This window comes from Agrococcus sp. SL85 (genome assembly GCF_026625845.1).
Lineage (GTDB): Bacteria > Actinomycetota > Actinomycetes > Actinomycetales > Microbacteriaceae > Agrococcus.
Genome location: NZ_CP113066.1, coordinates 525,916 through 535,442, shown reverse-complemented (window position 1 = coordinate 535,442; position 9,527 = coordinate 525,916). Strand labels below are relative to the sequence as shown.

15 protein-coding genes and 1 pseudogene are annotated in these 9,527 nt (G+C 72.6%); 14 read left to right on the top strand and 2 right to left on the bottom strand.

Features of this window, described 5'->3' with window-relative positions; translation table 11 throughout:
* Window positions 1–58: 58 nt before the first annotated feature.
* Genes OVA14_RS02620 through OVA14_RS02610 form a run of 3 tightly spaced genes read left to right on the top strand, consistent with a single transcriptional unit; the run spans window position 59 to window position 3,030 of the window.
* Window positions 59–1,204, top strand: a complete 1,146-nt coding sequence (locus OVA14_RS02620) for a type III polyketide synthase (RefSeq protein ID WP_267504752.1) — start codon at window positions 59–61, stop codon at window positions 1,202–1,204.
* Between the two features lie 3 nt (window positions 1,205–1,207).
* On the top strand, window positions 1,208–1,918 hold the full coding sequence (locus tag OVA14_RS02615) for a methyltransferase domain-containing protein (protein WP_267504751.1): 711 nt from the start codon (window positions 1,208–1,210) through the stop codon (window positions 1,916–1,918).
* On the top strand, window positions 1,915–3,030 hold the full coding sequence (locus tag OVA14_RS02610; protein WP_267504750.1) for an FAD-dependent oxidoreductase: 1,116 nt from the start codon (window positions 1,915–1,917) through the stop codon (window positions 3,028–3,030). The genes OVA14_RS02615 and OVA14_RS02610 overlap by 4 nt, the downstream gene beginning before the upstream one ends.
* A gap of 7 nt (window positions 3,031–3,037) precedes the next feature.
* Here OVA14_RS02610 and OVA14_RS02605 read toward each other — a convergent pair whose 3' ends face one another.
* Both OVA14_RS02605 and OVA14_RS02600 read right to left on the bottom strand, forming a co-directional pair.
* Window positions 3,038–3,187 carry a hypothetical protein gene (locus OVA14_RS02605; protein WP_267505610.1) on the bottom strand — a complete coding sequence of 50 codons (150 nt, stop codon included), beginning with the start codon at window positions 3,185–3,187 and terminating at the stop codon, window positions 3,038–3,040.
* A gap of 64 nt (window positions 3,188–3,251) precedes the next feature.
* A pseudogene (locus OVA14_RS02600) lies at window positions 3,252–3,962 on the bottom strand (arginase family protein); the annotation flags it as partial.
* A gap of 337 nt (window positions 3,963–4,299) precedes the next feature.
* Here OVA14_RS02600 and rpsJ point away from each other — a divergent pair.
* From rpsJ to rpsQ, 11 genes are read left to right on the top strand one after another with little or no spacing between them, the layout of a single operon-like run.
* Window positions 4,300–4,608 (top strand): 30S ribosomal protein S10, encoded by a 309-nt coding sequence (gene rpsJ / locus OVA14_RS02595; protein ID WP_021010896.1) that lies wholly within the window; start codon window positions 4,300–4,302, stop codon window positions 4,606–4,608.
* Between the two features lie 8 nt (window positions 4,609–4,616).
* Window positions 4,617–5,267 (top strand): 50S ribosomal protein L3, encoded by a 651-nt coding sequence (gene rplC / locus OVA14_RS02590; RefSeq protein ID WP_267504749.1) that lies wholly within the window; start codon window positions 4,617–4,619, stop codon window positions 5,265–5,267.
* 2 nt (window positions 5,268–5,269) lie between these two features.
* Entirely contained in the window at window positions 5,270–5,923 is a 654-nt protein-coding gene (gene rplD, locus OVA14_RS02585; RefSeq protein ID WP_267504748.1) for a 50S ribosomal protein L4, read from the top strand.
* Window positions 5,923–6,222, top strand: a complete 300-nt coding sequence (gene rplW / locus OVA14_RS02580) for a 50S ribosomal protein L23 (protein ID WP_267504747.1) — start codon at window positions 5,923–5,925, stop codon at window positions 6,220–6,222. The genes rplD and rplW overlap by 1 nt, the downstream gene beginning before the upstream one ends.
* Before the next feature lie 19 nt (window positions 6,223–6,241).
* The gene (rplB, locus tag OVA14_RS02575) at window positions 6,242–7,081 is read left to right on the top strand and encodes a 50S ribosomal protein L2 (RefSeq protein ID WP_267504746.1); all 840 of its coding nucleotides are present in this window, start codon (window positions 6,242–6,244) and stop codon (window positions 7,079–7,081) included.
* Window positions 7,082–7,093: 12 nt separating this feature from the next.
* Window positions 7,094–7,375 carry a 30S ribosomal protein S19 gene (gene rpsS / locus OVA14_RS02570; RefSeq protein WP_021010891.1) on the top strand — a complete coding sequence of 94 codons (282 nt, stop codon included), beginning with the start codon at window positions 7,094–7,096 and terminating at the stop codon, window positions 7,373–7,375.
* A gap of 27 nt (window positions 7,376–7,402) precedes the next feature.
* Window positions 7,403–7,771 (top strand): 50S ribosomal protein L22, encoded by a 369-nt coding sequence (gene rplV, locus OVA14_RS02565; RefSeq protein WP_267504745.1) that lies wholly within the window; start codon window positions 7,403–7,405, stop codon window positions 7,769–7,771.
* On the top strand, window positions 7,771–8,505 hold the full coding sequence (gene rpsC / locus OVA14_RS02560; RefSeq protein ID WP_267504744.1) for a 30S ribosomal protein S3: 735 nt from the start codon (window positions 7,771–7,773) through the stop codon (window positions 8,503–8,505). Before rplV ends, rpsC begins: the two co-directional genes overlap by 1 nt.
* Window positions 8,505–8,924, top strand: coding sequence for a 50S ribosomal protein L16 (gene rplP / locus OVA14_RS02555; protein WP_267504743.1), 420 nt, complete (start codon window positions 8,505–8,507; stop codon window positions 8,922–8,924). Before rpsC ends, rplP begins: the two co-directional genes overlap by 1 nt.
* A complete protein-coding gene (gene rpmC, locus OVA14_RS02550) occupies window positions 8,924–9,223 on the top strand; it encodes a 50S ribosomal protein L29 (protein WP_267504742.1) in 300 nt (99 codons plus the stop codon). The genes rplP and rpmC overlap by 1 nt, the downstream gene beginning before the upstream one ends.
* Window positions 9,223–9,504 carry a 30S ribosomal protein S17 gene (rpsQ, locus tag OVA14_RS02545; RefSeq protein WP_267504741.1) on the top strand — a complete coding sequence of 94 codons (282 nt, stop codon included), beginning with the start codon at window positions 9,223–9,225 and terminating at the stop codon, window positions 9,502–9,504. The genes rpmC and rpsQ overlap by 1 nt, the downstream gene beginning before the upstream one ends.
* Window positions 9,505–9,527: the final 23 nt, after the last annotated feature.

The following is a 9,527-nucleotide window of genomic DNA, read 5'->3' as shown; positions in this document are numbered from 1 at the left end:
GCGGCCGCGTCCAGCCGGCGCAAGGCTGACGCGCAGTGTCCCCCTCTACGGTCGCTCCATGACGGTGACGCTGCAGGGCCTGTCCACGGCGGTGCCGCCGACCGAGCTGCTCCAGGGCGAGGTCGCGGAGGTCTTCGGCGCGCAGCCCGGCCTCTCGCGGCTGTCGCAGCGGATCGTGGGCACCTCGTTCGGCGCATCGGGCATCGAGCGCCGCTACACGGTGCTCGACGAGCTCGACCTGCGCAGCGAGCCGGTGGACGAGCCCGCGTTCTTCGACCGCGGGAGCGGGCTGCTGCTCGATCCCGGCACGCGCCTGCGCAACGACCGCTACGCGGAGCACGCGAGCCGCCTCTACGTCGAGGCTGGCGGCGCCGCGATCGCCGCCGCGGGCTCGGTGGAGCGCGAGGACGTCACCCACGTCATCACCGTCTCCTGCACGGGCTTCTACGCGCCCGGGCCCGACTTCGTGCTCGCGCGCGACCTGGGGCTGCGGCCGGGCGTGCAGCGCTACCACCTGGGCTTCATGGGCTGCTACGCGTCGATGCCGGCGCTGCGGCTCGCGGCGCAGCTCTGCCAGGCGGACCCCGAGGCCGTGGTGCTCGTCGTGAGCGTCGAGCTCTGCACCCTGCACCTGCGCACCTCGAACGACCCCGACACCATCGTCGCCACCTCGCTCTTCGGCGACGGCGCGGGCGCCGCGATCGTGACCTCCCGCGAGCCCGCGGCGGGCGAGCGCGCGCTGCAGCTCGACGGCTTCGCGACGCGCACCACCCCGACGGGCGAGGGTGCGATGGCGTGGCGGATCGGCGACCACGGCTTCGAGATGGTGCTCTCGAACGCGGTGCCCTCGCTCATCGGCGAGCACGTCACGGGCGCCATCGCGCCGCTGCTCGCCGCGGAGGCTCCCCTCGCGGCGGCGCTCGAGGAGGAGCGCGCGGGCGAGGCGATCGCGCACTGGGCGATCCACCCCGGCGGACGCAGCATCCTCGACAAGGTCGAGGCGACGCTGCGGCTCACGGAGGCGCAGCTCGTGCCCGCGCGCGCGACGCTCCGCGACTTCGGCAACATGTCGAGCGCGACCGTGCTCTTCGTGCTCGACCGCATCCTGCGGGACCCGGGCGCCGCCGATGGCGACCGGGTGGCCGCGATGGCCTTCGGCCCGGGCCTCACCGTCGAGTCCGGTCTGCTGACCGTGCGGGGCTGAGCGGTGACGGCGTGGCTCGGCGAGCGCGACGCGCGGCTGCGCGAGCGCATGGACGACCCCGCCTGCGACCCCGAGGCGCTCGCGCGCACCTACGCCCGCTTCGGGCTCGTCAACGCCGCGGTCTCGGCGCCCGGCGACCTCTACCGCCGCTGGGTGCTGCCGCGGGTGCGGGCGCGCCGGCCCGTGCGGGTGCTCGACGTCGGCACGGGCGGGGCCGACCTGCCCCGCCGGCTCGCCCGCGCCGCGGCGCGCGACGGCATCGCGATCGAGGTCGTCGCGATCGATCCGGAGCCGCGGGCGATCGCCTGGGCGAGGGCGCTCGATCCCGTGCCCGGCGTGACGCTGCGCGAGGCGCGATCGGGCGACCTCGTCGCGGCGGGGGAGCGGTTCGACCTCGTCGTCTCGAACCACGTGCTGCACCACCTCGCGGCGCGGGAGCTCGGTGCGCTCCTCGCCGAGAGCGAGCGGCTCCTGCTGCCCGGCGGCGCGGCCGTCCACCGCGACATCGAGCGCTCCCGGCTCGGCTACCTCGGCTTCGCGCTCGCGACCCTCCCGCTCGAGCCGACGCTGCTGCGCGGCTCCTTCATCCGCGCCGACGGCCTCGCCTCGATCCGCCGCAGCTGGACGGCGGCCGAGCTCGCCGCGGCCGCCCCCGCCGGCTGGCGCGTGCGGCGCGCCGCGCCCTCGCGCCTCGAGCTCGTGCACGCGCCATGAGCGGGCACGACGTCGCGATCGTCGGCGGCGGCTCCGCCGGGCTCCTGCTCGGCTGCCTGCTCGCGCAGCGCGCGCTCGACGTCGTGGTGCTCGAGCGCCGCGCCGCGCCCGCGGGCGGCTCGCGCGCGATCGGCATCCACCCGCCGGGCCTGCGCGCGCTCGACCGCGCCGGCGTGGGCGGCCGGGTGCGCGACGAGTCGATCGCGATCCGCGAGGGCCTCGCGCTCGCGCCCGGCATCGACCTCGGCACCGTGCGCTTCGACCGCAGCCCCATCCGCGCCCTCCCGCAGCACCGCACCGAGGCGATGCTGCGCGAGCGGCTCGCCGCGCTCGCGCCCGATGCGCTCCGCCTCGGCGCGGAGGTGGTCGGCGCGTCCGAGGCGGGTGGCGCCGTTGCGCTCGCGGTCGCAGAGGGCGCCGCGGTCGAGGCCCGCTGCGTCGTCGCGGCCGACGGGGTGCACGGGCCGATGCGGGGGATGCTCGGCATCGGCAGCACCGCGGTGCCCGGCGAGGCGCACCACGCGATGGCCGACGGGCCGGACGCGACGGGGCGCGCCGACGCCGCGATGCTGCACCTCCACCCCGAGGGCATCGTCGAGTCGTTCCCGCTGCCCGGCGGCGCGCGCCGGTGGGTCGCGCGGCTCGAGGGCCCGGGGGCGGGGATGGACGCGCAGGCGCTCCGGGCGACGATCGCGGCGCGGCTGGGCGCGGCGCCGCCGCTCGCCGACGACGCGCCCGTGAGCGCGTTCGTCGCCCGGCAGCGGCTCGCCGACCGCTTCGCCTGCGGCCGCGTCGCGCTCATGGGCGACGCTGCGCACGAGGTGAGCCCCATCGGCGGCCAGGGCATGAGCCTCGGCTGGCTCGACGCGCTCGCGCTCGAGGCCGCGATCGCCGAGGTGCTCGCGACCGGGCGCACGGCGCCCCTCGCCGCCTATGCGCGGGCGCGCCGCGCGAGCGCCCGCAGGGCGATGCGCCGCGCCTCCTGGAACATGGCGATGGGCGCCCCGGCGAGCGAGGCCCGGTTCGCGGCGCGCATCGCGGTCGTGCGGGCGCTCGCGGCGCCGCCGGCGCGGCGACTGCTCGCCGCCTCGTTCACGATGCGCGGGCTCTGAGCCGCGCTCAGGCGCTGCGCGAGGCGAGGCCCGCGAGGGCCTCGAGCACGCACAGCGCCGCGAGGCGCACGGTGCGGCCGTCCGGCGCGTCGGCCGAGGCGTCGACCTCGGCGAGGTCGAGCGAGCGGACGCCGGGCGCCGCCGCGAGGGCGCGCACGAGCGCGCGCAGCCTGCCAGGCGCTCAGGCCGCCCGGCACCGAGGCGGGGCAGCCGGGCGCCGCCGCGCGGTCGCACGCGTCGACGTCGACGTCGACGTGGATCGGCCCGCCCGCCGCGCCGGCGATGGCGATCGCGCGCTCGGCGATCGCCGCCATCGGGGCCTCCTCGCACGCGTCGCGCGGGATCACCGTGATCCCGGCCTCGGCGGCGCGCTCGGCATAGGCGCGCGAGTTCGCGAAGTCCTGGATGCCGATCTGCACCACGCGTGTGCCGTCGAGGCCCGCCTCGAGCAGCCGCCGCACGGGCGAGCCGTTGCTGCGGCCGTCGCGCAGGTCGTGGTGCGCGTCGATCGTGATGAGCCCCGCGGTGCCGATCGCGTCGCCCCAGGCGCCGAGCGCCGCGGGCACCGTGCACGCGTTGTCGCCCCCGATCGCGAGCACGAGCCGCGCGCGCCCGGCGGCGCGGGCGACGAGCGCGGCGGCGCCCTCCTCGTCGCCGTCCGGGTCGGCGGCGTCGCCCGCGTCGGCGACCAGCAGCCCGTCGAGCCCGCGCGCGCCCGCGGCGAAGGGGAGGAGCGCCGCAGCGCCTCGCGGACGGCGGGCGGCGTCGTGTGCGCGGCGGTGGCGCTGATCGAGGTCGCGTGGGTGCCGATGCCGAGCAGCACGGCGTCGAGGTCGCCCTCGACCTCGTCGAGCGCGGGCCAGGCGCCGGCGCGCGGCCAGCTGGGGTCGAGGGGGAGGCTCATGCGTGCGACGATACCCAGGGCGCGGCATCGCTCCCGAGCCGCCGTCGGCATCCCGATCGCCGCGCCAGCACTGGGCAGCCGGCGCGACACGCCCGGGTTGCACGGGCATGCGGACGCGTGCGAGAATCGTCAGGTTGCAAACGCGGCGCCCTGCGCGCCGCTCACTGCTCTGGCAGTGCACAGGACGATCACGGTCCTGGGCCGCGGGCAGCTTGACACGAACTTCACCGAAGCCGAGCGCGGCACGTCCGCGCCCTGCCGAGGTGCGCGCCCTCCGGGGCATTGACAGAAGAACAGCGGTGCACTCGAGAGTGCGTTGCGAGCAGCCGGACCCCCGGCTGCGTCGACAGGAGATGGAGTCAGCCATGGCGGGACAGAAGATCCGCATCCGACTGAAGTCGTACGACCACGAGGTCATCGACTCGTCGGCGCGCAAGATCGTCGACACCGTGACCCGTGCGGGCGCGACGGTGGTGGGCCCGGTGCCGCTGCCGACCGAGAAGAACGTGGTCGTGGTGATCCGTTCCCCTCACAAGTACAAGGACAGCCGCGAGCACTTCGAGAAGCGCACGCACAAGCGACTCATCGACATCATCGACCCGACGCCCAAGGCCGTCGACTCGCTCATGCGCCTCGACCTGCCCGCTGACGTCAACATCGAGATCAAGCTCTAAGGAACGCCATGTCGAAGATCACGACGACTCGCGGCCTGCTCGGCACGAAGCTCGGGATGACCCAGGTCTGGGACGAGCAGAACAAGCTCGTCCCCGTCACGGTGCTCGAGATCACGCCGAACGTGGTCACGCAGATCCGCACCGCTGAGAAGGACGGCTACGCAGCCATCCAGATCGCCGCCGGCCAGATCGACCCGCGCAAGGTCAACAAGCCCGCCGCGGGCCACTTCGACGCCGCCGGCGTCACGCCCCGCCGCCACCTCACCGAGGTCCGCACCGCCAACGCCGCCGAGTACGAGCTCGGCCAGGAGCTCGCGGTCGACCTGTTCGCCCCGGGTCAGAAGGTCGACGTCGTCGGCACCTCCAAGGGCAAGGGCTTCGCCGGTGTCATGAAGCGCCACAACTTCGCGGGCGTCTCCGCGTCGCACGGTGCGCACCGCAACCACCGCAAGCCGGGCTCCATCGGCGCCTCGGCCACGCCCAGCCGCGTCTTCCGCGGCATGCGCATGGCCGGCCGCATGGGTGGCGCGCGCGTTTCGGTGCTCAACCTCACGGTCCACTCGGTCGACGTCGAGCAGGGCCTCATCCTCGTCAAGGGCGCCGTCCCCGGTGCCCGCGGCCGACTCGTGTTCGTCCGCACCGCTGTGAAGGGAGCCTGAGCATGACCACCCAGGTCGCCATCCACGACGCCGACGGCAAGCAGGCCGGCTCGGTCGAGCTGCCCGCCAGCCTCTTCGACGTCCAGACCAACGTGCCGCTGATCCACCAGGTCGTCGTCGCCCAGCTCGCCGCGGCGCGCCAGGGCACGCACAAGACCAAGGGTCGCGGCGAGGTCTCCGGCTCGGGCCGCAAGCCCTTCAAGCAGAAGGGCACCGGTCGCAGCCGCCAGGGCTCGATCCGCGCCCCCGAGCACACCGGCGGTGGCATCGTCCACGGGCCCGTGCCGCGCGACTACTCGCAGCGCACCCCCAAGAAGATGATCGCTGCGGCGCTCCTCGGCTCGCTGTCCGACCGCGCCCGCGGCGGCCGCCTGCACGTCGTCGAGTCGCTCGTCTCGGGCGAGACGCCCAAGACGCGCACCGCCGTCGAGCTGCTCGGCACGCTCGGCATCGCGAAGAACGTCCTCGTGGTCCTCGACCGCGTCGAGGAGACCGCGTTCCTCTCGGTGCGCAACCTCCCGCAGGTCCACGTCATCACGTGGGACCAGCTCAACGCCTACGACGTGCTCGTGAGCGACGACATCGTGTTCTCGAAGGCCGCCTACGAGGCGTTCGTCGCCGCGAAGACCGGCACCAAGGCAGACAAGGACCAGTGATGAGCGGCATCAACAAGGACCCTCGCGACATCATCATCCGCCCGATCGTGTCGGAGAAGAGCTACGCGCTCATCGACATGGGCAGCTACACGTTCGAGGTCGACACGCGCGCCTCGAAGACCGAGATCAAGCTCGCGATCGAGAAGATCTTCGGCGTCAAGGTGGCTCGCGTCAACACGCTCAACCGCAACGGCAAGACCCGTCGCACTCGCTTCGGCATCGGCAAGCGCAAGGACACCAAGCGCGCGATCGTGAAGCTGAAGTCGGGCTCGATCGACATCTTCACGGCTGTCGGCTGAGGACTGAAGGAAACGCATCATGGCTATTCGCAAGTACAAGCCGACGACCCCCGGTCGTCGTGGCTCGTCGGTCGCCGACTTCGCTGAGATCACGCGCTCGACGCCCGAGAAGTCGCTGCTCCGCCCGCTCCCCAAGACGGGTGGCCGCAACAACACCGGTCGCATCACGACCCGCCACATCGGTGGCGGTCACAAGCGCCAGTACCGCGTCATCGACTTCAAGCGCAACGACAAGGACGGCGTGAACGCTCGCGTCGCCCACATCGAGTACGACCCGAACCGCACGGCGCGCATCGCGCTCCTGCACTTCGAGGACGGCACGAAGCGCTACATCATCGCGCCCAACAAGCTCAAGCAGGGCGACGTGGTGGAGTCGGGCGCCGGCGCCGACATCAAGCCGGGCAACAACCTCCCGCTCCGCAACATCCCGACGGGTACGGTCGTGCACGCGATCGAGCTCCGCCCGGGCGGTGGCGCGAAGCTGGCCCGCTCGGCGGGCGCCTCGGTGCGCCTCGTCGCGAAGGACGGCCCCTACGCGCAGCTCCGCCTGCCGTCGGGCGAGATCCGCAACGTCGACGCGCGCTGCCGCGCGACGGTCGGCGAGGTCGGCAACGCCGAGCAGTCGAACATCAACTGGGGCAAGGCCGGCCGCAAGCGCTGGCTGGGCGTCCGCCCGACGGTCCGCGGTGTCGCGATGAACCCGGTCGACCACCCGCACGGTGGTGGCGAGGGCAAGACGAGCGGTGGCCGCCACCCCGTCTCCCCCTGGGGCCAGGCCGAGGGCCGCACCCGCCGGCCGAACAAGCCGAGCGACAAGCTCATCGTCCGCCGCCGCCCGACCGGCAAGAAGAAGCGCTAGTAGGAGAGTCCGATGCCCCGCAGCCTCAAGAAGGGTCCGTTCGTCGACGACCACCTCCTCACCAAGGTGGTTCGCCAGAACGAGGCCGGCAGCAAGAACGTCATCAAGACGTGGTCGCGCCGCTCGATGATCGTCCCGGCCATGCTCGGCCACACGATCGCCGTGCACGACGGCCGCAAGCACATCCCGGTCTTCGTCACCGAGACGATGGTCGGCCACAAGCTGGGCGAGTTCGCGCCCACCCGCACCTTCCGCGGTCACGTGAAGGACGACAAGAAGGGCCGTCGCCGCTAAGCGCGGTGACGGAAGAAGGAGAAGGCAATGGTTGAGTCGATCGCTCGCGTTCGTCACATCCGCGTGACCCCTCAGAAGGCCCGCCGCGTCGTCGACATGATCCGCGGCAAGCAGGCCGAGGAGGCCCTCGCGATCCTCAAGTTCGCCCCGCAGGGCGCCTCGGAGCCGGTCTACAAGCTCGTCGCCTCGGCGATGGCGAACGCCCGGGTCAAGGCCGACGCGACGAACGAGTTCCTCGACGACAGCGACCTCTACGTGTCGCGCATCTTCGTCGACGAGGGCACCACGCTCAAGCGGTTCCAGCCGCGCGCGCAGGGTCGTGCGTTCCGCATCAACAAGCGGACCAGCCACATCACCGTCGTGCTCGCGACGCCGACCACGGAGGACGAGAAGTAATGGGACAGAAGGTCAACCCGTACGGCTTCCGCCTCGGCATCACCACCGACCACGTGTCGCGCTGGTTCGCCGAGTCGACCAAGCCCGGGCAGCGCTACGCCGACTACGTCGCCGAGGACGTCCGCATCCGCCGGATGCTCACGACGAGCCTCGACCGCGCCGGCGTCGCCCGCATCGAGATCGAGCGCACCCGCGACCGCGTCCGCGTCGACATCCACACCGCCCGTCCGGGCATCGTGATCGGCCGCCGCGGCGCCGAGGCCGAGCGCATCCGCGGCGACCTCGAGAAGCTCACGGGCAAGCAGATCCAGCTGAACATCCTCGAGGTCAAGAACCCCGAGGGCTCGGCCCAGCTCGTCGCCCAGGGCATCGCGGAGCAGCTCAGCGCTCGCGTGGCGTTCCGCCGTGCCATGCGCAAGGGCCTCCAGTCGGCGCAGCGCGCCGGCGCCAAGGGCGTGAAGATCCAGGTCTCGGGCCGTCTCGGCGGCGCCGAGATGAGCCGCAGCGAGTCCTACCGCGAGGGCCGCGTGCCCCTGCACACGCTCCGCTCGAACATCGACTACGGCTTCTACGAGGCCAAGACGACGTTCGGCCGCATCGGCGTGAAGGTCTGGATCTACAACGGCGAGCTCACCAACCGCGAGCTTGCCCGCGAGCAGGCGAACCAGAAGCCGCAGCGCGAGCGTCGGGGTCCCCGTCGCGACGACGCGGCCGCAGCAGGAGGCAAGGCGTAATGCTCATCCCCCGTCGAGTCAAGCACCGCAAGCAGCACCACCCGAAGCGCAGCGGCCAGGCCACTGGCGGCACGAAGGTCAACTTCGGCGAGTTCGGCATCCAGGCGCTCACGCCTGCGTACGTCACGAACCGCCAGATCGAGGCCGCTCGTATCGCCATGACCCGCCACATCAAGCGTGGCGGCAAGGTGTGGATCAACATCTACCCCGACCGTCCGCTCACCAAGAAGCCCGCTGAGACCCGCATGGGCTCCGGCAAGGGCTCGCCCGAGTGGTGGGTCGCCAACGTCAAGCCGGGTCGCGTCCTCTTCGAGGTCGCCGGCGTGAACGAGGAGCTCGCGCGCGAGGCCATGCAGCGCGCCATCCACAAGCTGCCGCTCAAGGCACGCATCATCAAGCGCGAGGAGGCTGACGCATAATGGCGATCGGTTCCAAGGAGCTCCTGCCCGGTGAGCTCGCCACCATGGACGACGAGCGTCTCGTCGTCGAGCTGAAGCGGGCCAAGGAGGAGCTGTTCAACCTGCGCTTCCAGTCGGCCACCGGTCAGCTGGAGTCGCACGGCCGCCTGCGCGCCGTGAAGCGCGACATCGCGCGCCTCTACACCGTGATCCGCGAGCGCGAGCTCGGCATCAGCGCCTCGCCGGCGCCCGTCGAGAAGCCCGCGGCCAAGAAGAAGTCCAAGAAGGCCGACGAGGCCGAGAAGGCCGAGGAGAACTGATGGCCACCGAGCAGAACACGGACGCCGTGCAGCGCGGGTACCGCAAGTCCCGCATCGGCTACGTCGTCTCCGACAAGATGGACAAGACCGTCGTCGTCGAGGTCGAGGACCGCGTCAAGCACCCCCTCTACGGCAAGGTCATCCGCCAGTCGTCGAAGGTCAAGGCGCACGACGAGCAGAACGCAGCCGGCATCGGCGACCGCGTGCTGATCGCCGAGACGCGCCCGACGAGCGCCACCAAGCGCTGGCGCCTCGTCGAGATCCTCGAGAAGGCCAAGTAGGCCTCGGCCTCGAAGGAGATCCA